Source organism: Microbispora sp. CSR-4 (assembly GCF_008033685.1).
GTDB lineage: Bacteria > Actinomycetota > Actinomycetes > Streptosporangiales > Streptosporangiaceae > Microbispora.
In genome coordinates this window covers 1-23270 of the sequence record NZ_VJVX01000030.1, presented here as the reverse complement: position 1 = coordinate 23270, position 23270 = coordinate 1, and the positions used below count along the sequence as shown (strand labels likewise).

The following is a 23270-nucleotide window of genomic DNA, read 5'->3' as shown; positions in this document are numbered from 1 at the left end:
AGGAGACCCCGATTGAAGCCCACCAACCCCGGCGTGCTCGTCGGTCTCGTGCTCGTGTTCGGTCTGCTCACCTGGGGACTGCTGCTGCGGTTCTACTCCACGGTGCCGACCCTGCCGTGGACCGCGATCCCCACCACGCTGCTGCTGGCCATCGGTGAGGCGTACACGGGGTGGCTGACCCGGGCTCGGATCCTGCGCCGCCCGAACACCAAGCCCGTCGAGCCGCTGGCCGTCGCCCGCCTGGCGGCGCTGGCCAAGGCCACGGCGTACGCCGGAGCGGCGTTCGGCGGCATCTTCGCCGGGTTCGTGGTGCACGTGCTCGAACTGCTCGACCTCGATCAGCCTCGCCAGGACGCGCTCGTCGGCGGTGGGTCGTTCGTGGCCTGCGTGATCCTGATCTGCGCGGCGCTGTTCCTCGAACACTGTTGCCGGGTGCCCGGCGAGCCCTCCGGGGAAGCGTAACCGGCTACTTGTCGATGTCGCCCACCACGAAGAACATCGAGCCGAGGATGGCGATCATGTCGGATACCAGGTTGCCCGGCAGCATCTCCCGCAGCACCTGGATGTTGTTGTAGGAGGCGCTGCGCAGCTTGAGCCGCCAGGGCGTCTTCTCGCCGCGCGACACGAGGTAGTAGCCGTTCAGGCCGAGCGGGTTCTCCGTCCAGGCGTACGTGTGGCCCTCGGGCGCCTTCAGCACCTTCGGCAGCCGCTGGTTGATCGGCCCCGGCGGCAGGTGCCGCAGCCGCTCCACGCAGGCGTCGGCGAGGTCGAGGGAGACCTTGACCTGTTCGAGCAGCACCTGGAACCGGGCCTGGCAGTCCCCGGCCGACCGGGTCACGACCTTCACCGGCAGCTCGCCGTACGCGAGGTAGGGCTCGTCGCGCCGCAGGTCGAAGTCGACGCCCGAGGCCCGCGCGATGGGGCCGCTCACGCCGTACTGCATGATCGTCTCGCGGTCGAGCACGCCGACGCCGCGGGTGCGGGCCAGGAAGATCTCGTTGCCGGCGATCAGTTCCTCGATGTCGGGCAGCCGCCGCCGCACGGCCGCGACGGCGGCGGTGACGCGGTCGAGCCAGCCCAGGGGCAGCTCCTCCTTCAGCCCGCCCACCCGGTTGAACATGTAGTGCATGCGGCCGCCGGAGATCTCCTCCATGACGTGCTGCAGGGTCTCCCGCTCGCGGAAGGCGTAGAAGACCGGCGTTATCGCGCCGAGCTCCAGGGGATAGCTGCCGAGGAACATCAGGTGGCTGAGCACGCGGTTGAGCTCGGCCAGCAGCGTCCTGGCCCACACCGCCCTGGGCGGGGGCTGCATGCCCAGCATGCGCTCGACCGCGAGCACGACGCCCAGCTCGTTGGCGAACGCCGACAGCCAGTCGTGCCGGTTGGCCAGCACGATGATCTGCCGGTAGTCGCGCACCTCGAACAGCTTCTCCGCGCCGCGGTGCATGTAGCCGACGATCGGCTCGGCGGCCGTGATGCGCTCGCCGTCGAGGACGAGCCGCAGCCGCAGCACGCCGTGGGTGGACGGGTGCTGCGGGCCGATGTTGAGGATCATGTCCTCGGTGGCCAGCTCCCTCGCCTGCACGGCGTCGGCGCCCGCGCCGATCCCCACGATCTGTTCCCGGCGCACGCCCTCCTGCTCGGTCGTCATACCGTCCATGCTTTCACGCTCGCCCCGCACGAGCGAAAGCCTCCGCCGGCTCGGTAACCCCCGTCAGGCTGCGGCGATCTCGCGAAGGGCTTCGATGAGGCGGTCGACGTGTTCGGTGGTGGTGCCGATGCCGATCGAGGCGCGTACGGCGCTGACCGTGCCGTCGGCGCAGCCGCCGTCCTGCCCGCCGCCGAGGAGGTGGCGGACGAACGGGTGGGCGCAGAACTTGCCGTCCCTGACGCCGATGCCCCAGTCGCCGGACAGCGCCTCGGCGACCTCCCGGGCCGTACGGCCCTCGACGACGAACGACACGATGCCGACGCGCGGGTGATCCTGACCCCACAGCGACAGCTCGCGGACGCCGGGGATCGTGGCGAGCCCGGCGCGCAGGCGGGCGAGCAGCCGCTCCTCCTCGCGCACCAGCGCAGCCCAGCCGGTCGCGGTCAGCGCGTCGCAGGCGGCGGCGAGCGCGATCGCGCCGAGCACGTTGGGGGTGCCCGCCTCGTGCCGCGTCTCGGGGTCGTCGCTCCACTCGGTGGTCTCGCCCACCGACCGTACGGCTCCGCCGCCGCGCAGGTACGGGTCGGCGTCGGCGAGCCAGTCGGGGCGGCCCACGAGCACCCCGGCGCCGAACGGGGCGTAGAGCTTGTGCCCGGAGAAGGCCACGTAGTCGAGGTCGAGCGCGGCGAGGTTGAGCCCGCGGTGGGGGACGAACTGGGCGGCGTCCACAGCGATCCGCGCGCCGTGCCGGTGGGCGATGTGGGCCAGCCCGGCGATCGGCCACAGCTCGCCGGTGACGTTGGAGGCGGCGGTCACGACGAGCAGGGCCGGGCCCTCGATCGCGGCCAGCGCCTCGTCGGCCGCCCGGAGCGCCTCGCCGGGGAAGGCGGGCGGCGCGAGCCGTACGGCGTCGGGCCAGGGCAGCAGCGACGCGTGGTGCTCGGTCTCGAACACGACGACGGTTGTGTCCTGCGGGAGGCTGCGGGCCAGCAGGTTCATGGCGTCGGTCGTGTTGCGCACGAAAATCAGCGCGTCGCCGGGGCGGGCGCCGACGAAGGCCCGCACGGTGTGCCTGGCCTGCTCATACCTGGCGGTCGTGAGCTGCGAGGCGTAGCCCGCACCCCGGTGGACGCTGGAGTAGGCCGGCAGCGCCGCCGCGACGGCGGCGTTCACCGGCTCGAGACAGGGCGCGCTCGCCGCGTAATCGAGGTTCGCGTACGGCACGAGCCTGCCACCCTTGACGGGCACCTCCAGATCGGCGCCGACGACGGCCGGCAGGAGGACGGGGGCGAGCTCGGGCTCGTCGGAGATGCGGGTGACGGCCTGCTGGACGAACGTGAGTGCGGACAACGCCAAGCCTCCTCGGGTCGGGGACCCCGGCCATGGCGTCGGAAGGCGGAGCCCGCGCTTGCCCGGCACACCTCGTGCCGAGCCCGGTCCTCACCCGGGGCACCCCGCCGCGAGCGCGAGGGTTGCCGGCCAGCAAGCCGGGGCTTGACGCTGGCACTCATGACCTGGACGGCACTATAACCCGGCACCTCCCTCCGGGCGCAAGTGCGGATGACCCGGGCGGAGTCAGTCGTCGCCGACCGTGACCCCCAGGACGTGGGCGAACATCGGCGCGAGCTGCATCAACTGGACGCCGCTGATGGTCGCGCCGCGCAGCGCGTCGTAGCCGTCGGAGATCCCCAGCGACACCGCCCCGCGCAGGTCGACCCGGGACATGCGGGCCTTGTCGAACCGCACCCGTTCGAGCGTGGAGCCGGGGAAGGCGACGCCGGTCAGCGTGGCGCCCGCGAAGTCCACGTCGCGCAGCGTGCACTCGACGAACGAGACCTCCCGCAGGTCGGCCGCGCGGAAGTTGACCGAGTCGAGCTTGCAGCGGTGGAAGAACACCTGGTGCAGCTCGGCGCCGGGCAGCGCCGTGCCGGCCGGGGCGCTCATGACGATCTCCGCGTCCGCCCAGACCGACTCGGTGAGGTCGCCGCCCACCCAGCGCACGCCGTTCAGCCACACGTCGGAGAACCGGGCGCGCCGGTATCGGCCGCCGATGAACGTCACCGAGGTGAACGCCGACTCGATGAACCGGGCGCCTCCGGCGTCGGCGTCCTCGAACTCCTGCCCGTCGAACAGGACCGTGTCGTAGTCGCCGCCGTGATCGAGCCGGCCGTCGAACGGCTCCAGGTGACCGGCGTACGGCAGGTCGCCGAGTTCGCGGGGTTCCCTGCGATGCGGTGCGCGGCGCTTGGGCATCGCCCCAACGTACGCCATGAGGGACCCGTACGCCCGCACTCCCGAGCGAGGCCTTTCATCCGTATTGTTGTCCATTGTGAAGTTTGATCCTTGGAACGCCGAGTTCATCGCGCACCCCTATGACGCCTACCGCGACCTGCGCGACAACGAGCCGGTCAGCTTCTTCGAGCCGACAGGGCAGTGGCTGATCGCCCGCCACGCGGATGTGAACGCGCTGCTGCGCGACCGGCGCCTCGGCCGGTCCTACCTGCACGTGGCGACGCATGAGGCGTTCGGCCGCGAGCCCGAGCCGGAGTTCCAGGAACCGTTCTGGCGGGTGATCCGGGCCGGGATGCTCGACGTCGAGCCGCCGGTCCACACGCGGCTGCGCCGCCTGGTGTCCAAGGCGTTCACGCCCCGCATGGTCGAGTCGCTGCGCCCCCGCGTACGGAAGATCGCGACCGAGCTGACCGAGGCACTGGTCGAACGCGGCGGCGGCGACCTGCTGGCCGAGGTGGCCGAGCCGCTGCCGGTCACCGTGATCGCCGAGATGCTGGGCGTGCCCGAGTCGGACCGGCACCTGCTGCGTCCCTGGTCGGCCGACATCTGCGGCATGTACGAGCTGAACCCCTCGCTGGAGGCCCAGCACACGGCCGTACGCGCGGCCACGGAGTTCGCCGACTACCTGCGCGGGCTGGCCAGGGCGCGCAGGGAGCGGCCGGGCGACGACATGATCTCGGCGCTGGCCCAGGTGGTGGACGACGGAGACCGGCTGACCGAGGACGAGCTGATCGGCACCTGCGTGCTGCTGCTCAACGCCGGTCACGAGGCCACGGTCAACGCCACCGGCAGCGGGTGGTGGGCGCTGTTCCGCAACCCGGGCGAGCTGGAGCGGCTGCGCGCCGACCCCGGCCTGATGCCGACGGCGGTCGAGGAACTGCTGCGCTACGACACCCCGGCGCAGATGTTCGAGCGGTGGGTGCTGGAGGACATCGAGGTCGGCGGGGTGACGATCCCCCGGGGAGTGGAGATCGCGCTGCTGTTCGGCTCGGCCAACCGCGACCCCGAGGTCTTCGCCGACCCCGACCGTCTCGACATCGGCCGCACCGACAACCCGCACATCTCGTTCGGCGCCGGCATCCACTTCTGCCTCGGCGCGCCGCTCGCGCGGGTCGAGATGGCCGAGTCGTTCGGTGCCCTGCTGCGGCTCGCGCCCAAGCTGGAGCTCGCCGAGGAGCCCGCCTGGAAGCCCAGCTACATCATGCGCGGCCTGGAGTCGCTCAAGGTGACCGTCTGAGCGAGCCACCCGAAGCCGCCGAGCCCCGCCGGGTCGATCAGCTCGGCCTCCTGTGAGGCCCGGCCGAGCGCGCGTACATATCCGGCGGGATCGGCGGACGCCTGCGCGAGCGGCGGCCGGGCGCCGGTGACCCCGAGGTCGCGCAGCGCCTCCCGCTGCGTGGTGAGCGTGGTCTCCCGCGCCCCCGCCCGCTCGCCTGCCGCCGCGCAGGCGTCCAGCGCGACATGGGCCGTGATGTCGCACGACCCGTCGGGCGTGGCCGGCACCACCGCGCCGTCGCGATATCCCGTGATCGTGCCGAGCGGGGGCCGGTGGCCGTACAGGTGGGCGTAGTCGATCGCGACCGCCGTGCCGCGCGCCAGCCGCGTGATCAGCGAGGCCCACGCCTCGTCGCGCGTACGGCCGATCTCGGCGCGTTCCCCCGGTGAGCGCAGCGGCCACCAGCGTTCCAGCCAGGCCAGATCCTCGGGGCAGGGCGCGGGCCCGAGCCGTTCGTCGCCGGTGGCGGTGTCCACGAGCACCAGGCGAGGGCCGTCCGGCGTCATCTCGGCGACGTCGAGCGGCACGTTGTCGAGCCACTCGTTGGCGATCACCAGGCCCGCGATCCCGTACGGCGCCTCCGGCTCCCAGGCGACGCGGGGATCGAGATCGCCGGGCCGGGGGGACAGGTCCACGGCGGTGACCCGCAGCCGCTCCGCAAGGTCCGGCGGCGCGGCGGCGAGCACGCGGGCGGCCAGCAGGCCGTTGCCGCTGCCCATGTCGACGAGATCGACCGGGTCGGGGCGGCCGAGGTCGGCGTCGGCCCGCCGGAGCAGGCGCAGCACGGCCTCCGCGAAGACCGGTGAGGCATGCACCGACGTGCGGAAGTGCCGATCGGGACGCTCCCGTATATAGAAGCCCTCTGCGCCGTAGAGCGCCCGCCGCATGGCCTCCCGCCAGGTGACCTCCACACCGGTGTACGTTACCGACACGCCGGGGCCGTGACGAAAAGTAGTCACTTTCGTACTTATGGCTCAACATAGGCCCGTGAGAAACGGGACAAAATCCGACCGTTGGGCCACGCCCGGGCCGGCGGGAGCGCCGCCGCTACGCTGAACCGAGGGGAGGCGTCATGGACACAAGTGACCGCCCGGCGCGGCTCGCCGTGGGAGTGCTCGGCGCGGGACGGGTCGGCTCCGTGCTCGGAGCCGCGCTCATGCTCGCGGGCCATCGCGTGGTGGCGGCCAGCGGCGTATCCGACGCGTCGGCGCGGCGCGCCGCCGACCGCCTCGGCCTGAACCTCAGCAGGCCGGACGAGGTGATCGCGCGGTCCGAGCTCGTGCTGCTGACCGTGCCCGACGACGTGCTGCCCGGCCTCGTCTCCGGCCTCGCCGCAACCGGCGCCGACCTGCGCGGCAAGCTGCTCGTGCACGCCAGCGGCGCGTACGGCCTGGGCGTGCTCGACCCCGCTGCCCAGGAGGGGGCGCTGCCGCTCGCGCTCCACCCCGTGATGACGTTCACCGGCAGGAGCGACGACCTGACCCGGCTCAACGGCTGCTCGTTCGGCGTCACCGCGCCCGACATGCTGCGGCCGGTGGCCGAGGCGCTGGTGATCGAGATGGGCGGCGAGCCCGTGTGGATCGCCGACCGCGACCGCCCGCTCTATCACGCCGCCCTGGCCGGCGCCGCGAACCACATGGTGACGCTGGTCGCCGAGTCGCAGGAACTGCTCGCGAAGATCGGCGTGGACCATCCGGGCCGGATGCTCGGCCCCCTGCTCAGCGCGGCACTCGACAACGTGCTGCGTCTCGGCATCAGCGGGCTCACCGGGCCCGTGGTCCGCGGCGACGCGGGCACCGTGCGCAAGCACGTAGACGCGCTCATCCTGGCCGCCCCCGAGGCCGCGGACGCGTACGTCGCCCTGGCGAGGCTCACCGCCGACCGGGCGCTCGCGGCGGGCCTGCTCAAACCGGAGGCGGCCGAACGCCTGCTGGACGCCCTGGGAGGGAACATATGGACCTGACCGTCGCCGCCGACCGCGCCGCCCTCGACAAGGCGAGGGACGAGCTCGGCCCCGGAAGGATCGCCCTGGTCCCCACGATGGGGGCGCTCCACGAGGGCCACCGGTCGCTGCTTCGGCTGGCGCGCGAGCACGCCGACCACGTGGTCGTGAGCGTGTTCGTCAATCCCCTGCAGTTCGGTCCCAACGAGGACTTCTCCCGCTATCCCCGTACGTTCGACGCCGACCTCCAGGTGTGCGAGGAGGAGGGCGTGGCCGTGGTCTTCGCGCCCTCGGCCGAGGACATGTACCTGCCGGACCGCCAGGTGCAGGTCTCGGCCGGCGGCATGGGCGGCGTGGTCGAGGGAGCGTTCCGGCCCGGCCACTTCGACGGCGTCCTGACCGTGGTGCTCAAGCTGTTCAACCTGGTGCGGCCGGACGTCGCGGTCTTCGGGCAGAAGGACGCCCAGCAGCTCGCGCTGATCCGGCGGATGGTGGCCGACCTCGACGTGCCGGTGTCGATCGTCGGCGCCCCGACCGTGCGGGAGCCGGACGGCCTCGCCCTGTCGAGCCGCAACAGGTATCTGTCCGAGGCCGACCGCCGCACCGCGCTCGCGCTGTCGCGGGCGCTGCGGGCCGGGGCGGCGCGGGCCGGGACCGCCGGGCCGGCCGGGATCCTCGACGCCGCCCGGGCCGTGCTGGAGGAGGCGGCCCGCTTCGACCCGCCGCTGCTGCTCGACTATCTGATCCTGGCCGACCCCGCGACGTTCGCCCCGGTGGCCGAGGACCATCGCGGCGAGGCGATCCTGGCGGTGGCGGCCAAGGTCGGCACCACCCGTCTCATCGACAACATGGTGCTGACCCTGTAGGGCTACCGGGTAGGGGTATCATGCGAGGCCGCGGCGCCCCCCTCTGCTGCGCGGGCTCGGCCGCACCCGGCCCGTGGCGCGCTCCGGGCGGCGTCTCCGGCCGGTGCCCTCGGCCGTCCCCGGGCCGGCGGCGTGGTCTCGGCCTTCCCCGCTGCGTGAGACTCAGACGTTCCGCGCCTGCAGCGTGAACCAGAAGGTGGGGAACGGGTTCGTCCCGGGCGTGACGTCGACCAGCTCCCAGCCCTTGAACCTGGCACGCAGCTCGTCGGCCGTGACGCCGGAGAGCGCGTCGTCGAGCGTGTCCGGGCCATACCCGAACATCAGCAGCCGTGCGCCGGGGGCGGCGCGGCGGGTGAGCCCGGCGGCGTAGGCGTCGCGGCGGTGCGGCGGGATGCCGCAGAAGCAGCTCAGGTCGAAGAACAGGTCGAAGGGGCCGGGCGCGTCCAGCTCGTCGAGCCGGGTGACGTCTCCCTGCAGCAGCCGTACGGCCACTCCCGCCGCGTCGGCCCGCTTCCCGGCCTCCTCGATCGCGCGGTCGATCAGGTCGACGGCCACGACCTCCCAGCCGTGCCGGGCCAGGTAGATGGCGTTGGTTCCGGTGCCGCAGCCGAGCTCCAGGGCGCGGCCGGGCGGCAGCGCGCCGTTCCCCGCCCGGCCGTTCCTTGTCTCACTGTCGCCGGCCCCGTGCGCACCGCCGTTCCCCGCGCCGACGTTGCCGGACAGGTGCGCCCGGCCGCTCCCCGCCCCGTTCCCCTCGCCGTCCCTCGCGCCGTGCCCATCGCTGTGCCCATCGCCGTGCCCATCGCTGTGCCCCTCGATCAGGGTGACCAGCTCGGGCGGCGTCACGCCGGTGTCCCAGGGCGGCTTGCCGTCCCGGTAGTAGCTCTCCAGCCTTCGGCGTACGGCCTCCTCCAGGTCTCGTCCGGTGCCTGCGTCGGTGATGTTCGGCTTCTCCATGCCCCGGCTCCATGTTTTTAGAGGTGAACTCTAGTGATTAACTCTAGAGATATACTCGCGCCATGGAAACCGTCAAGCGGCCGGACAAGCGGGCCGAGCGTTCACGCCGCACCCGCGAGAAGGTCATCCAGGCGGCGCGGGAGCTGTTCGTCGCGCAGGGTTACGGGGCGACGAGCCTGCAGGAGGTCGCCGACCGGGCGGGCGTGGCCGTCCAGACGGTCTACTTCGTCTTCGGCAACAAGCGTGCGCTGTTCAAGGAGGTCGTCGACACGTCCATCGCCGGCGACACCGAGCCGGTGGCCGTCATGGATCGTGAGTGGTTCCGCGCCGCGTGCGCCGAGCCCACCGCGGCCGGCCAGGTGCGCGCGCACGTACGCGGCACGAGCGAGATCCTCGGCCGGGTCGCCCCGCTCATGCCGATGATCGAGTCCGCCCGCGCCGCCGACCCGCAGATCGCCGCGCAGTGGCCGGACGGCTCCGACCCGCGCTACATCGTGCAGCGGGCCGCGGCCGAGGCGCTTTCCGGCAAACCCGGCGTGCGTCCCGGCGTTTCCGCCGAGACGGCGGCGGACCTGCTGTTCTGCCTGCTAAGCCCGGACCTGTACCTGCTCTTCGTGCGGGACCGCGGCTGGTCGCAGGACCAATGGGAGGAATGGGCCTGCGCAACTCTGACCGCCCAGCTCTGCGCCGACCCTGTGACGAACGCCGCACCCGCGACGGACACCGCACCCGCGACGGAATACCGGCCCCGCGACGAACATCAGCCCCGCGACGGACACCGCCCTCGTTCCTGACACCAGCCCCGCGACGGACGCCAACGCTGCACCGCGCCACCCCCCGGCACGGGCGCCACCCCCGGCACGGGCGCCACCCCCGGCACAGGCGTCGCGCCCGGCACAGGCGCCGGTCCTGCGGCACGTCTCTTGTAGGAGGGGCCGGGGCGGCACCATCGACCCGGGGGCGTTATCGTCATTATGACGAAAGGGGACCCCCTCATGGTCGCGCTCGCACGCAGACTCACCGCCCCCGCACCCGGCTGGACCGTCGAAGCCGACGCGGTCGTGATCGGGTCGGGGATCGCCGGCCTCACCGTGGCGCTGCGCCACGTCGAACTCGACCCACGGGCGCGGGTGCTCGTGGTCACCAAGGATGTGCTGTCGGCCGGATCGACCCGGTGGGCGCAGGGCGGCATCGCCGCCGTCCTCGACCCCGAGGACACCCCCGACGAGCACCTGAGGGACACGCTCGTCGCCGGGGTCGGCCTGTGCGACGAGGAGGCCGTGCGCGTCCTGGTCACCGAGGGCCCCGACGCGCTGAAGCGGCTGATGAGCCACGGCGCGGAGTTCGACCGCGACGTCGACGGCGAGCTCCAGCTCACCCGCGAGGGCGGCCACCACCGCAACCGCATCGTCCACGCGGGCGGCGACGCGACCGGCGCGGAGGTGCAGCGGGCCCTGGCCGAGGCGGTGCTGGCCGAGCCCCGCATCGAGGTCATCGAGCACGCCCTCGCCCTCGACCTCCTCCTCGACGCCGAGGGCCGCGCCTGCGGGGTCACGCTCCACGTCATGGGCGAGGGCGCTCGCGACGGCGTCGGCGCCGTACGGGCCGGGGCCGTGGTGCTGGCCAGCGGCGGCATGGGCCAGGTCTACGCGGCCACCACCAACCCCGTCGTGTCCACCGGGGACGGCGTGGCGCTCGCGCTGCGGGCCGGCGCGGTGGTCAGGGACATCGAGTTCGTGCAGTTCCACCCCACGGTCCTGTGGCTGGGCGAGGGCTCGACCGGCCAGCAGCCGCTGGTCTCCGAGGCCGTGCGCGGCGAGGGCGCCGTGCTCATCGACGCGAACGGCGAGCGCTTCATGCGGGGCGTGCACGAGCTGGCCGACCTCGCCCCCCGCGACGTGGTCGCCAAGGCGATCATGCGCCAGATGGCGCGGACCGGCGCCGACCACGTCTACCTCGACGCCACCCACTTCGGCGAGGAGAAGTGGCGCTCCAGGTTCCCCACGATCTTCGCCGTCTGCCGCGAGCACGGCATCGACCCCGTCACCGAGCCCATCCCCGTCGCCCCCGCCGCCCACTACGCGAGCGGCGGCGTGCGCACCGACCTGTACGGCAGGACCAGCGTGCCCGGCCTGTACGCCTGCGGAGAGGTCGCCTGCACGGGCGTGCACGGTGCCAACCGGCTGGCCTCCAACTCCCTCCTGGAAGGGCTTGTCTACGGCGAGCGCATCGCCGCCGACCTGGTCGCGGAACGGCCCGCCCCGGGCGAGCCCGCGCCGGACGACCGTCCCGAGGGCCTGGTCGACCCCCGTACGCGGACGAGGGTGCAGAGCCACATGAGCCGGGGCGCCGGGGTGCTGCGCAGCGACCGCAGCCTGGCGGAGGTCGCCCGCGCGCTCTCCGACGCCCGCTGGACGCCGGTCGCGGTCGAGCCCTGCACCGAGTCGTGGGAGGCGACCAACCTCCTCACGGTGGCGTCCGCGCTGGTCGCCGCAGCGGCCGTACGAGAGGAGACCCGCGGTTCGCACTGGCGGGAGGACCACCCCGACCGCGACGACGCCCACTGGCGGGCGCACATCGACATCGCCCTGACGGCGGAGGGACTGACCTTGACGTACACGCCTCACGAGGAACTGCGGACCGAGCTGGAGAAGGCCGGACTCGACCCGGACGCGGTGCTCGGCCTCGTCCGGACCGCGCTGGAGGAGGACCTGGCCGGGGGACAGGACGTGACCTCGGTCGCCACCATCCCGGCCGGCCAGCGGTCCGTCGCCGACGTCGTGGCCCGCAAGGAGGGCGTGGTCGCCGGGCTGGCCGTGGCCGAGACCGTCTTCCGGCAGGCCGCCGGGCCGGTCGAGGTCGAGCGGCACGCCTCCGACGGCGACCGCGTGCGCCCCGGTGACGTGGTGATGACCGTGCGGGGCACGACCAGGGACCTGCTCACGATGGAGCGCACCGCGCTCAACTTCCTCACCCACCTGTCCGGGATCGCCACCGAGACCCGCCGCTGGGTGGACGCCGTCGAGGGCACCGGCGCCCGCATCCGCGACACCCGCAAGACCCTGGCGGGGCTGCGCGCCCTGCAGAAGTACGCCGTACGGGCCGGGGGCGGGGTCAACCACCGGATGGGCCTGCACGACGCCGCGCTGATCAAGGACAACCACGTCGTCGCCGCCGGAGGCGTCGCCGAGGCGTTCCGCGCCGTACGGCAGGCCTTCCCCGGCGTGCTGATCGAGGTCGAGGTGGACCGCATCGACCAGATCGAGCCGGTTCTGGACGAAGGGGCCGACGAGATCCTGCTCGACAACTTCACCGTGGACCAGCTCGCCGAGGCCGTACGGCTCGTGGCCGGCCGGGCGCGGCTGGAGTCGAGCGGCGGGCTGACCCTCGACGTGGCCCGCGCGGTCGCCGAGACCGGGGTCGACTACCTGGCCGTGGGCGCGCTCACACACTCGGCCCCGGCACTCGACCTTGGTCTAGATCTTCGTGATGCATAATCAGGGAATGCTGCTCACCATCGACGTCAGCAACACCCATACGGTGCTTGGCCTGTTCGAGGGTGAAGAGGTGATCGAACACTGGCGCATCGCCACCGACCCCCGCCGTACGGCGGACGAGATCGCGGTGGTGCTCCAGGGTCTCCTCGGGCAGTCGCCGCTTCTCAAGGACGCCGACATCAGCGGCATCGCGATCTGCTCCACGGTGCCGTCGGTGCTCAACGAGATGCGGGAGATGTCGCGGCGCTACTACGGCGACGTCACGGCGGTGGTCGTCGAGCCGGGCGTCCGCACCGGCGTCCCGGTCCGGATGGACAACCCCAAGGAGGTCGGCAGCGACCGCATCGTGAACGCGCTCGCCGCCACCACCCTGTACGGCGGGCCGTGTGTGATCGTGGACTTCGGCACGGCCACCTCGTTCGACGCCGTCTCGGCCCGGGGCGAGTACGTCGGGGCGGTGACCGCGCCCGGCCTGGAGATCTCGGTGGACGCGCTGGCCACGGCCGGGGCCCAGCTCCACAAGGTGGAGCTGGTGCGCCCACGGTCGGTGATCGCCAAGAACACCGTGGAGGCCCTCCAGTCGGGCATCATCTACGGCTTCGCGGGCCTGGTCGACGGCATCGTGGACCGGATGACGGCCGAGCTGGCCTCCGACCCCGACGACGTGACCGTGGTCGCCACGGGCACCGGTGCCCCGCTCGTCATCGGCGAGGCCCGTACGATCGACGTGCACGAGCCCTGGCTCACGCTGATCGGCCTGCGGCTGGTCTACGCCCGTAACGCGTCCTGACGACTCCCTCGCGTACGGGACCATAGAAGGCAGGATCCCGTTCAGAGAGGACTGACGTGATGGACGCCGACTGGGTGGCGCGTTTCGCCGATGAGGTCATCGCCGAGGCTGAACGGCGCGCACCGGGCAAACCCGTCGTCTGCGCGTCCGGCCTCAGCCCGTCCGGCCCGATCCACCTGGGCAACCTGCGCGAGGTCATGACCCCGCACCTGGTGGCCGACGAGATCAGGCGGCGCGGCTACGAGTGCGTGCACATCATCTCGTGGGACGACTTCGACCGCTTCCGCAAGGTTCCGGTGGGCATCGACCCCGCCTGGAACGAGCACATCGGCAAGCCGCTGACCACCGTCCCGGCCCCGCCCGGCAGCGAATACCCGAACTGGGCCGAGCACTTCAAGGCCCCGATGATCGCCGCGCTGGCCGAGCTGGGCGTGGAGTTCCACGGCATCAGCCAGACGCAGATGTACACCTCCGGGGCATACCGGGAGCAGGTGCTGCTCGCCATGCGCGAGCGGCGGCGGATCGACGCGATCCTCGACCAGTACCGCACCAAGAAGGCCAAGGCCAAGCAGGTCACGGACGCCGACGAGGCCGCCGCGCTCGAAGGCTCGGGGGCAGCGAGCGAGGACGACGGCTCCGGGGCCGGGGGCTACTACCCCTACAAGCCCTACTGCTCGGTCTGCGACCGCGACCTGACCACGGTCACGTCGTACGACGACGAGACCACGGCGATGTCGTACACCTGCGTGTGCGGCCACAGCGAGACGGTCCTGCTGTCCGAGCACACCCGCGGCAAGCTGGTGTGGAAGGTCGACTGGCCGATGCGCTGGGCGTACGAGGGCGTGATCTTCGAGCCGTCGGGCGTGGACCACAGCTCGCCGGGCTCGTCGTTCGTGGTCGGCGGCCAGATCGTCCGCGAGGTGTTCGACGCGCCGCAGCCGATCGGCCCGATGTACGCCTTCGTCGGCATCAGCGGCATGGCCAAGATGAGCAGCTCCAAGGGCGGCGTGCCGACCCCGGCCGACGCCCTGTCGATCATGGAGCCCGCGTTGCTGCGCTGGCTGTACGCCCGCCGCCGTCCCAACCAGTCGTTCAAGGTCTCCTTCGATCAGGAGATCCAGCGCATGTACGACGAGTGGGACACGCTGACGAAGAAGGTGCAGGAGGGCACGGCGCTGCCGGCCGACCAGGCGGCCTACCGCCGGGCGTCGAGCACGGCCTCCCGGGTCCTGCCCGAGACGCCGCGGCGGCTGCCTTACCGGACGCTCGCCTCGGTCGTGGACATCACGACCGGAGACGAGGAGCAGACGCTGCGTATCCTGCGCGCGTTCGACCCGGAGATCGGCGGGCTCGACGAGCTGCGGCCGCGGCTCGATCGCGCCCAGCACTGGGTGAACACCTACGTGCCCGCCGAGGAGCGCACACAGGTGCGCGAGACGCCCGACAAGGAGCTGCTCGACACGCTCGGCGAGCAGGACCGCGAGTCGCTGCGCCTGCTGGTGGAGGGACTCGACGCGCACTGGTCGCTCGACGGGCTGACCACGCTCGTCTACGGCGTGCCGAAGGTGCAGGCCGGGCTCGACATGGACGCCAAGGTGGCCACGCCCGAGCTGAAGGCGGCCCAGCGGGCCTTCTTCGCCCTGCTCTACCGGCTGCTCGTCGGCCGCGACACCGGCCCGCGGCTGCCCACGCTGCTGCTGGCCGTCGGCCGCGACCGGGTGCGCGAGCTCCTCGGCCGCGCCTGATCGCCGCCTTCGACAAAAGGGCCGGACGGCGTCGCCGTCCGGCCCGCGGCATGCCCGGCCGGGCATGCCGGAAGGGGAAACCAGCGCGCCGGGGAACCCAGAGCATCGGGAAACGCAGCGCGCCGGGGAACCCAGAGCATCGGGAAACGCAGCGCGCCGGGGAACCCAGAGCATCGGGAAACGCAGCGCGCCGGGAACCCAGGGCGCCGGAAAACGCAGGGGATCGGGAGACTCAGGGCAGCAGGACCAGCCGGCCGCGCAGGCCGCCCTTCCGCAGGCGTTCGTACGCCTCGGCCGCCCGCTCCAGCGGGTAGGTGCCGGCGACCCGCAGGCTCAGCCGTCCCGCCTCGGCCAGCTTCGCGACGTCCCGCAGCTGGGCCGCGTCGGCGCGGATGAACACCGTGGAGACCCGGATGCCGCGCAGCGGCACGGGGGCCAGCCCGGCGTTGACGGCGACGAACGCGCCCCCGTTGCGCACGGCGTCGAGCGCGGGCAGGCCGACGAGCGCCGCGTCCACCAGGCCGTGCACGCCGCCGGGAACGGCGGCCCTGACCGCGGCCGCCAGGTCGGCGCCCCTCGGCACGAACCACTCCGCGCCGAAGCCCCGCACCACCGTCTCGTCGCCGGGCGCGGCGACCGCCGCGACCCGGAGCCCCCGCGCCACGGCCAGCTCCACGAGATAGCCGCCGACGCCGCCCGCCGCCCCCGTGACGAGCAGGGTCTCGCCCTCGGCGAGCCCGGCGAGGTCGAGTGCCTGGACGGCGGTGAGCGCGTTCAGCGGCAACGTGGACGCCTCGGGCGCGGCCACCCCCACGGGCGCGGGAGCCACCGCCGTCTCGTCCAGCACCACCAGGTCCGCCTGGGCCTTGAGCGGGTCGGTCAGCCGGTCCGACAGCCCGATGACCCGCTCGCCCGGCCGCAGACCCGTCACCCCCGGCCCGGCCCGGTCGACCACGCCCGCGACGTCCCAGCCGAGCGCGTACGTCTCCTGGTGCGGCATGAGCCCGTTGTCGGCGAGGACGCCCGCGGCCGTGGCCAGGTCGACAGGGTTGACGGCCGCCGCCTCGACCCTGATCCGCACCTGCCCCTGCCCCGGATCCGGCTCCCGCACGTCGACGATCCGTACGGCTCCATCCCGTGCCATCAGTGCTCTCATGAGCGTCTTTCTCCTTTCGCGATGGCACGGAGCGTAGGAAGATCTACTCTCTTTCGGTAAGAAGGCACCTGGAAGTGCGTAAGGGAGGAGAAGGGAAGACATGGCGACTCAGACGGCGGCCGAGCGGCGCGAGGAGGCGCGTCAGCGCTACAACGCCTACGTCGCGACCTGCCCGTCCAGGAAGCTGCTCGACACGCTCAGCGACAAGTGGGTGAGCCTGGCGCTCACCGCGCTCGCCGGCGGCCCGCGCCGCTACAGCGAGTTGGCGAGGACGATCGCCGGAGTCAGCCAGAAGATGCTCACGCAGACGTTGCGGACGATGGAACGCGACGGCCTGGTGTCACGCACGGTCACTCCGTCGGTGCCGGTGAGGGTCGACTATCGGCTCACGCCGCTGGGCGAGGACCTCATGCCGCTGCTCGAAGCGATCAAGCGCTGGGCCGAGATCCACATGGAGGATGTCGAAGCGGCCAGGCAGGCGTACGACCGCCGCTCCGGCCACCGACCTTGACGACCTTCAGGCGAGGCGTTTACCTTCCCTGAAGGGTGGGCCGACGACATCGTCGTGGGGGAGGGCGGACGATGGGTGTTCCCGAGGTCGTCTACCGAGGTGACAATCCTGCCTCGGACCTTGAGCGTGCCGGTCTCACCGAAGAGGATCTGCTTCTCCTCGCGGAGCTGGCCAAGGGAGTGACAGCAGACCGGGTGGGCCGCAGTCTCGACGTCAGCGGCCGAACCGTGCGGCGCCGGTTGCGGTGCATCTGCGACCGCATCGGTGTGGCGACGGCGATCGAGGCGGTCGCCTGGGCGGCACGCCGCCGCCTCATCTGAGTGTTTCATCTAAGCGCGTTATCCGACTGCGTTGTCCGGCCGCGTTCGCTGCGAAAGGGACCGGCGCCCCTCCAACGGAGGAGGGGCTCTCCGAAAAGGCCCCCGGAAAGGCTCCCCGGGAAGGCTCCCCGGAAAGGCCCCCGGGAAGGCTCCGTGGAAGAGCGCCCGCAGACAGAGGCCCTCGCAGACCGAGGCGCTCCGTAGACGAAGGGCTCCGTAGACCGAGGCCCCTGTGACAGAGGCTCCGTGGTCAGAGGCCCCGTGGTCAGAGGCCCCGTGGCCAGAGACTCAGTCGGCGACGCGCACCGCGCCCGCGAACGGCCGGCCGTCGATCTTCGCGATGTGGACGACGTCTCCTGTGCGCGGCGCGTGGATCATGTAGCCGTTGCCGATGTAGATGCCCACGTGGTGCAGGTCGGAGTAGAAGAACACCAGGTCGCCGGGGCGGAGCTGGTCACGCGGGATGTGCGTGCCGGCCGTCCACTGGTCGCCCGTGTAGTGCGGCAGGCTGATCCCGACGGACTGGTAGGCCGCCATGACCAGGCCGGAGCAGTCGAAGGAGCCGGGCCCATCGGCGCCCCACACGTACGGCTTGAGCTGCTGCGCGAGGGCCCAGCGCGCCGCCTGGGCGGCCTTGCCGTCACCGATGATGGGGAAGTCCGTCCTCGTGCGCGTCTCTCTGCCGATCGTCTGGGAGACCTGCCGGTAGAGGCTGCTCTCGGTCTTCTTGATCAGACTGGTGATCTTGTCGCGCCGGGCGTCGAGGCCGCTGAGGAGCTTCTTGACCTCGGCCTGCCGGGCGGAGGCGCTCTGCCTGGCCCGCGCGGCGGCGTCCATGGCCTTGGTGACCTCCGCGACCTCCTGGCTCTGCTGCAGCTCCAGCGCGTACGTCGTGGAGGCCTGGTCGAGGTAGCGCCGGGGGTCGATGTCGCTGTCGATGAGCGCGAGCGCGTTGCCGAGCCCGTTGGTCATGTAGGAGTGCTGCGCGAGGGCGCTCGCCTTCTGCCGGCGGACCTCCAGCTCGGCCTCGCTCTTGGCAAGGTTCTTCTTGGCGAGGTCGGCGGACCGCTCGGCCGCCTTCAGACGCACCCGCTCGCCGTTGTACTGCTCGGTGAGCGTCTCGATTTCGTCGTAGAGGTCCTCGACCTGCTTGGTGAGCTGCTTGAGGCTCGGCTTCGGGTCGGCGGTGGCGCTGACGACCGGGGCGCCGAACGTGATCGCGCTGATCGCGAGTCCGACGAACGCCAAACGGCGGAGGGGACCCGGACCGGCCGTGCCGGATCCGGATCGCCGGCCGCGGGCGTGCCTGCCCGCCGGCCTCTTGCCACGCATGCGCAACCGAGCTCCTCTCCCATGTGCGCCCCGCGGCGGGCCCGTCGTCGAGACGGGGCCGTACGGCGGGGCGCTGCTGAGCGCCTACCGGGTTAGCTGACGGGTTCGGGCCGGAGTAGCCCTACCTGGCGGATTCACCCCTTGTCGATCTGAGACCGAACCGATCCTGGATCCTGCAGTTGGGTCCCCGGCTCCCCTTCGCACTCGGTGCTTCGAAGATTCGGCGCCCGGTCGCCGCGAGCGCTCACGATGACCGGCATCGTCGCTGGACGATAGTGCACCGCGAGTTCTTGCTCAACCAGAACTCCGAAACCCGTCTAGGTTTGACAACCAAAGGATCACGGTCGGATCACGGGATCGGTTGTGAAACGTCCGTGTTCACAAGGGTTTGGAGCGATCCGAGAGTTTGGATGTGCTGCTCGGGCTGGTGAAAAAACTGGGACAAAAGTGGACAGTGGCCTTGGGGTGTGACCGTGCGTCCGTCCGCGTCCGGGCGGCTACACACGGTCAGAACTCATGTGGGGTCTGGCGTTTGGGGATGACCGTTATCCGGGGGACGCTCCGCGCATGGGATCAGGCCGCGCTGCGGCTAGGCTGACCGGTCATGGAGCAGGTCGCCGCGCAGACGCCCAGTGAGTCGGGTGCCACGGCCGTGACGGTGCGCCGGGCCAGGACGCCGGACGTCCGGGCGATCCGGCGTCTCGTCGACGCGTACTCCGGCAACGGGCCCCGCCTGCTCAAGAAGAGCACGGTCACGCTGTATGAGGACGTCCAGGAGTTCTGGGTGGCCGAGACGGCCGGGCAGGTCGTCGGCTGCGGCGCGCTGCACGTGCTGTGGGAGGACCTCGCCGAGATCAGGACCGTCGCGGTGGACCCCGCGGCGCGCGGCGGGGGCATCGGCCACCGGATCGTCGCCGCGCTCATCGAGACCGCCAGGGACCTCGGCGTGCGGAGGGTCTTCTGCCTCACGTTCGCGGTGGACTTCTTCGCCAGGCACGGTTTCCGGCCCATCCAGGGCACCCCGGTCTCCCCTGAGGTCTACGCGGAGCTCCTGGCGTCGTACGACGAGGGTGTCGCCGAGTTTCTCGACCTGGAGCACGTGAAGCCGAACACGCTGGGGAACACCCGGATGTTGCTGCACCTCGACCGTCATTGATCACCATTGATGGGCATTGATCATCGATCTTGACGGTGGTTGTCGACTGTTGCAAAGGTGACTGTTGATACGCCTGTCGCTACTTTTGGCAATATCAGCGTGTGCTACAGACGTGCGGCGCATGCGTCTTCGAAACGAGGTGACACGGTGAGCACCGGACAGCCGCCGTACCCCCAGGACGAGTCGGACGGAACGCCACCGCCGTCATCGAACCCCGGGTACAACACGGACAGACAACCCCAGGAATACGACCCCGACGTCACGGTGGTCAGCTATCGCGGGCAGCACACGGGTCCGCAGCAGCCGCCCGCCTACGACCCCGCTCAGGGCGGCTACGGCCAGCAGCAGGGCTACGGCGCCCAGCAGCAGCCGTACGGCCAGCAGGGCTATGGTCAGCAGGCCCCGCAGGCCCAGCAGCAGTACGGCCAGCAGACCGGTCCCCAGGACTACGGCCAGCAGCAGGGCTATGGGCAGCAGCAGGGTTATGGTCAGACCGGGCCGCAGCAGGGTCACCCCCAGCAGGGCTATGGTCAGACCGGCCCGCAGCAGCCGTACGGCCAGCAGCAGGGCTACGGCGCTCAGCAGCAGCCCGGTTACGGTCAGCAGGGTTACGGCCAGCCGCAGGCCCAGCAGCCATATGGTCAGGACCAGTACGGCCAGCAGCAGGGCTATGGGCAGCAGCAGGGTTATGGCCAGACCGGGCCGCAGCAGGGTCACCCCCAGCAGGGCTATGGTCAGACCGGCCCGCAGCAGCCGTACGGCCAGCAGCAGGGCTACGGCGCTCAGCAGCAGCCCGGTTACGGCCAGCAGGGCTACGGCCAGCCGCAGGCCCAGCAGCCGTACGGCCAGGACCAGTACGGGCAGCAGCAGTTCGCCCAGCCGAGCCCCCAGGCGGGCTATGGGCAGCAGCCCGGTTATGGCCAGCAGCCGTACGGCCAGCCCGCCTATGGTCAGCCCGGCTACGGCCAGCCGTACGCGCCCGCCGGCCCGATCCCGCCCGGCGCCCCGGCTCCGCTCGCGGAGTGGTGGCAGCGTCTCGTCGCCCGCATCATCGATGGCGTGATCGTCGGTATTCCGCTCGGGATCATCACGGTCGTGGTCGCGGCCATCGTCGTCACCAACGCGAGCGTCGACATTAGGAGCGGGGTTTACAACCCCGGAAGCGGTTACTTCCTGGCGTCGCTGCTCACGGCGATCCTGGGCGGCCTCGTCATGGTCGTCTACGAATTCCTCATGCTGCGGGCACAGGGCCAGACGCTCGGCAAGAAACTCATGGGCATCAAGGTCGTCCGGGTCGGAGGCACTCTCGACGCGGGTGGGCTTCCGCAGGACGCGGCGCTCAAGCGGGCCGGCGTGCTCTACGCTTTCGAGTTCCTGCAGTGGATTCCCGTTATCACCTACATCGCCAACCTCGGCACTCTTCTGAACGTGCTGTGGCTGTTGTGGGACAAGCCGCTGCATCAGGCGCTCCATGACAAGGTCGCCAACACCGTAGTGGTCAAGGTCAAGTAAGACGACGGACGGGGTCGATGGAACGGACCATCGGCCCCGTTTTTCTATGGGTCGCTATGGCTCCGATCGCACCACGCCCGCGTGGCTGTGACGGAAAATCCTTGCGGCCTCTACGGGGCATGTCATGCTTGGGTTACCGTCCCGAGAGGTGCCCAATGACCGCGAGACCGCCCCCGGCGCCAATCCTTAAGACTCGCCCCCGCCGTCTCCGGGGTCATATCCCCCACGGGCGGCTTAAGGAACCGTCAGGGGCGCTTATGGGGCCGTATGGAGCCGCACAGGCCCTTATGGCTCTCCCCGATGCCCGCCCGCTCCGGCCGCCCGGAGGCGGCGTCCGCGGAATGCGGGGATCGTTTGGCCGTGGGAAACTCCGGCGCCACGACCGTCCGGGCCGTCCGCGTGATTGTGCCCCCCGCTCCTTTTTTCGATCTTCGGACCTCCCTCTTGTCGATCTTGACGGAACCGGTGGTCCACTCTTTTTACGAGGCTTCCGGGCTGTGACGATCTGCTTGCGCGTATATCACGCAAGGCGTGCACGCCGTACGAGAAGGGTGCCGGGCTCCTTGTGAAGATCCGGCCGCCGTGACGCGGCTCCTCGTTTCAGCCGAGCTCTTCAACGGCCGTACGTCCCCGGTCCGGCCCTTTTCCGCGGGGTGTGTTTGCCGCTTGACGCGTGTTCCCCCACGCCTGTCCGTACGGATCGTCAGGTTCCTCACCTGCGGCTACGGCATGTTGTGGGAGGCGTGACCCCGTCGCCGGCCGTGGCCGGGGAAGCGCGCAAGCGGCTGAAACGACCGGACGGCCCGGGATCGGTGACCGGCGGGGGCGGCATTCTGGGTACGATTTCGAGTGCATCCGGTAAGGCCGCTGGAGAGACGAGGATTACCTCGGCCCTCCAGGGGCACCCCGGAAGGCGCGCCTGGTCCCTCCCGGCGCTATGGTCGTATCAGGGCGCCCGGCCCGGGCAAGAGGCCGGCAGCCTTGCCACGTCCTCGGAATTTCCTCGGGTGCACCTAATGACACCCCCGGCACGAGCGAGGCAGAATGACAGAGGTATTGTCCGCCTTGATACCTTCCGCGGTCGTCGCCGGCGCGGTCGTCTACGGCATCGTAAAGTTGGTACGTTCCGACGCGGCGGGCCTCCGCACGGCACGGGAGCCACGCGAGAAGTCACCGGACTCAGAGGTTCCTGAGAATCCGCAATCATGAATTGTCAGCCAGGGGAAACCGGGTATATGTTTGGCTGACGAATCAAACTATGGGCTGCGAAAGGATTGCCGGATGGCCAAGGACACGCAGGTGATTCTCATCGACGATCTCGATGGCGGCGAGGCCAATGAGACGGTCACCTTCGCGATTGACGGCACGTCATATGAGATTGACCTGAGCGACGGCAACGCGAAGAGGCTTCGCGAGGCTCTGTCGCCTTTCGTCAGCAGCGCGAGGCGCGCCGACAGCGGGCAGGCCCGTGGGCGCCGTCGTGGTGCGGGCGGCGGGGGCCAGCGAGCGATGACGCGCGAGAAGAGCGCGGAGATCCGTGCCTGGGCGAAGGCCCACGGACACCCTGTGAGCGAGCGCGGTCGCATTGCCGCCTCGATCGTCCAGGCGTACGAGGAAGCGCACTAGACAGTGTCCGGCAGATGCCGCCCCGCGGGCGGCAGGGCTTGATTTGCCGGGCACGACCTCTGGGTCGCGTCGCTCGGAACGGCTGTCTACTGGGGTCGTCCAGACGGCACCTGGCTGCGTCGCCGCCCTACCCACGGAGATTCTTCACGGCCTTCGAATCTCCGCAAGGGCGCGGAGCCGGTGTCAATAGCTCCGCTATTGGCTCCTCCTCCACCTTGCGACGCATCCGCCTGGACGATCCTGGCGAGGGCAAGATCTGCGGGGACAGTCCCTAACTTGAACCTTGATCGCGCGGTTATGGCAAGTCGTCGGAGGATCTGACGATCGCATAACCGCGCGATTGTGTTTGTGCTCCCTTAAAACCTCGTTCGCTTGCGGCGTATCGGGAACATGTCACCCCCGGCAGGGGGTTGGATAGAGCATGAACGCCCTGCGCTTGGGGAACCCTTCTGCCAAGGAGCGGGTCGCTGGGTCGGGGCTACCATGCGGAACGACGGGCCGGATCTCCCGTGCTCGCCTGACCGCTCTGTGAGGAGCGACGAGATGTTCGAGAGGTTCACCGACCGTGCGCGGCGGGTTGTCGTCCTGGCCCAGGAAGAGGCTCGGATGCTCAACCACAACTACATCGGCACTGAGCACAT

General features: G+C 71.0%; 21 protein-coding genes and 2 riboswitches. Of the genes, 14 read left to right on the top strand and 7 right to left on the bottom strand.

Annotated features, from left to right (window positions below; translation table 11 throughout):
* Positions 1–12: 12 nt before the first annotated feature.
* Positions 13–462, top strand: coding sequence for a DUF3180 domain-containing protein (locus FLV34_RS22030; RefSeq protein ID WP_142651418.1), 450 nt, complete (start codon positions 13–15; stop codon positions 460–462).
* A gap of 4 nt (positions 463–466) precedes the next feature.
* Here the strand turns inward: FLV34_RS22030 and FLV34_RS22025 are convergent, their stop codons facing one another.
* The 3 genes from FLV34_RS22025 to FLV34_RS22015 all read right to left on the bottom strand — a co-directional run bounded on the left by FLV34_RS22025 (position 467) and on the right by FLV34_RS22015 (position 3904).
* Positions 467–1651: an NADH-quinone oxidoreductase subunit D gene (locus FLV34_RS22025; protein ID WP_142651417.1), complete on the bottom strand. Its 1185-nt coding sequence runs from the start codon at positions 1649–1651 to the stop codon at positions 467–469.
* Between the two features lie 63 nt (positions 1652–1714).
* The gene (locus FLV34_RS22020; protein ID WP_147943971.1) at positions 1715–2962 is read right to left on the bottom strand and encodes an aminotransferase class V-fold PLP-dependent enzyme; all 1248 of its coding nucleotides are present in this window, start codon (positions 2960–2962) and stop codon (positions 1715–1717) included.
* An 88-nt stretch (positions 2963–3050) separates the two neighbouring features.
* Positions 3051–3166, bottom strand: a riboswitch (SAM riboswitch).
* A 60-nt stretch (positions 3167–3226) separates the two neighbouring features.
* The gene (locus tag FLV34_RS22015) at positions 3227–3904 is read right to left on the bottom strand and encodes a pentapeptide repeat-containing protein (protein WP_142651416.1); all 678 of its coding nucleotides are present in this window, start codon (positions 3902–3904) and stop codon (positions 3227–3229) included.
* 76 nt (positions 3905–3980) lie between these two features.
* Here FLV34_RS22015 and FLV34_RS22010 point away from each other — a divergent pair, with 76 nt between their 5' ends.
* Positions 3981–5180, top strand: a complete 1200-nt coding sequence (locus FLV34_RS22010; protein ID WP_221890015.1) for a cytochrome P450 — start codon at positions 3981–3983, stop codon at positions 5178–5180.
* Here the strand turns inward: FLV34_RS22010 and FLV34_RS22005 are convergent.
* The gene (locus FLV34_RS22005) at positions 5138–6151 is read right to left on the bottom strand and encodes an SAM-dependent methyltransferase (RefSeq protein WP_312845786.1); all 1014 of its coding nucleotides are present in this window, start codon (positions 6149–6151) and stop codon (positions 5138–5140) included. The two genes, FLV34_RS22010 and FLV34_RS22005, sit on opposite strands and share 43 nt — an antisense overlap.
* Before the next feature lie 140 nt (positions 6152–6291).
* Here FLV34_RS22005 and FLV34_RS22000 point away from each other — a divergent pair, with 140 nt between their 5' ends.
* Together FLV34_RS22000 and panC are read left to right on the top strand one after the other, a co-directional pair.
* The gene (locus FLV34_RS22000; protein ID WP_147943943.1) at positions 6292–7182 is read left to right on the top strand and encodes a Rossmann-like and DUF2520 domain-containing protein; all 891 of its coding nucleotides are present in this window, start codon (positions 6292–6294) and stop codon (positions 7180–7182) included.
* Positions 7173–8027, top strand: coding sequence for a pantoate--beta-alanine ligase (panC, locus tag FLV34_RS21995; protein WP_142651414.1), 855 nt, complete (start codon positions 7173–7175; stop codon positions 8025–8027). The genes FLV34_RS22000 and panC overlap by 10 nt, the downstream gene beginning before the upstream one ends.
* 162 nt (positions 8028–8189) lie before the next feature.
* On the opposite strand, the gene FLV34_RS21990 is transcribed toward panC, so the two are convergent.
* Complete coding sequence (locus FLV34_RS21990; protein WP_261985860.1) at positions 8190–8984, bottom strand: class I SAM-dependent methyltransferase; 795 nt, start codon at positions 8982–8984, stop codon at positions 8190–8192.
* A 62-nt stretch (positions 8985–9046) separates the two neighbouring features.
* Here FLV34_RS21990 and FLV34_RS21980 point away from each other — a divergent pair, with 62 nt between their 5' ends.
* From FLV34_RS21980 to lysS, 4 genes are all read left to right on the top strand, one after another.
* Positions 9047–9778, top strand: a complete 732-nt coding sequence (locus tag FLV34_RS21980; protein WP_147943942.1) for a TetR/AcrR family transcriptional regulator — start codon at positions 9047–9049, stop codon at positions 9776–9778.
* A 180-nt stretch (positions 9779–9958) separates the two neighbouring features.
* Complete coding sequence (locus FLV34_RS21975; RefSeq protein WP_261985859.1) at positions 9959–12481, top strand: L-aspartate oxidase; 2523 nt, start codon at positions 9959–9961, stop codon at positions 12479–12481.
* Positions 12482–12488: 7 nt separating this feature from the next.
* Entirely contained in the window at positions 12489–13271 is a 783-nt protein-coding gene (locus tag FLV34_RS21970) for a type III pantothenate kinase (protein WP_079319601.1), read from the top strand.
* Positions 13272–13330: 59 nt separating this feature from the next.
* Positions 13331–15016: a lysine--tRNA ligase gene (gene lysS, locus FLV34_RS21965; protein WP_147943941.1), complete on the top strand. Its 1686-nt coding sequence runs from the start codon at positions 13331–13333 to the stop codon at positions 15014–15016.
* 232 nt (positions 15017–15248) lie between these two features.
* Here lysS and FLV34_RS21960 read toward each other — a convergent pair whose 3' ends face one another.
* The gene (locus FLV34_RS21960) at positions 15249–16172 is read right to left on the bottom strand and encodes an NADP-dependent oxidoreductase (protein WP_142651411.1); all 924 of its coding nucleotides are present in this window, start codon (positions 16170–16172) and stop codon (positions 15249–15251) included.
* 100 nt (positions 16173–16272) lie between these two features.
* Between FLV34_RS21960 and FLV34_RS21955 the strand changes: the two genes are divergently transcribed.
* Positions 16273–16683 (top strand): helix-turn-helix domain-containing protein, encoded by a 411-nt coding sequence (locus FLV34_RS21955; RefSeq protein WP_142651410.1) that lies wholly within the window; start codon positions 16273–16275, stop codon positions 16681–16683.
* Positions 16684–16754: 71 nt separating this feature from the next.
* A complete protein-coding gene (locus FLV34_RS21950) occupies positions 16755–17003 on the top strand; it encodes a LuxR C-terminal-related transcriptional regulator (protein WP_142622380.1) in 249 nt (82 codons plus the stop codon).
* Between the two features lie 288 nt (positions 17004–17291).
* On the opposite strand, the gene FLV34_RS21940 is transcribed toward FLV34_RS21950, so the two are convergent.
* Complete coding sequence (locus tag FLV34_RS21940) at positions 17292–18251, bottom strand: NlpC/P60 family protein (RefSeq protein ID WP_240972072.1); 960 nt, start codon at positions 18249–18251, stop codon at positions 17292–17294.
* A gap of 150 nt (positions 18252–18401) precedes the next feature.
* Positions 18402–18555: riboswitch (cyclic di-AMP (ydaO/yuaA leader) on the bottom strand.
* Positions 18556–18939: 384 nt separating this feature from the next.
* On the opposite strand from FLV34_RS21940, the gene FLV34_RS21935 reads away from it, so the two are divergent.
* The 4 genes from FLV34_RS21935 to FLV34_RS43410 all read left to right on the top strand — a co-directional run.
* Entirely contained in the window at positions 18940–19491 is a 552-nt protein-coding gene (locus FLV34_RS21935; protein ID WP_142651408.1) for an amino-acid N-acetyltransferase, read from the top strand.
* Positions 19492–19638: 147 nt separating this feature from the next.
* Positions 19639–21003: an RDD family protein gene (locus FLV34_RS21930; protein ID WP_142651407.1), complete on the top strand. Its 1365-nt coding sequence runs from the start codon at positions 19639–19641 to the stop codon at positions 21001–21003.
* Between the two features lie 1281 nt (positions 21004–22284).
* The gene (locus FLV34_RS21925; protein ID WP_147943940.1) at positions 22285–22629 is read left to right on the top strand and encodes an Lsr2 family protein; all 345 of its coding nucleotides are present in this window, start codon (positions 22285–22287) and stop codon (positions 22627–22629) included.
* Between the two features lie 390 nt (positions 22630–23019).
* Positions 23020–23270 (top strand): Clp protease N-terminal domain-containing protein (locus FLV34_RS43410; protein ID WP_222709584.1); only part of this gene is annotated, 251 nt, incomplete at its 3' end.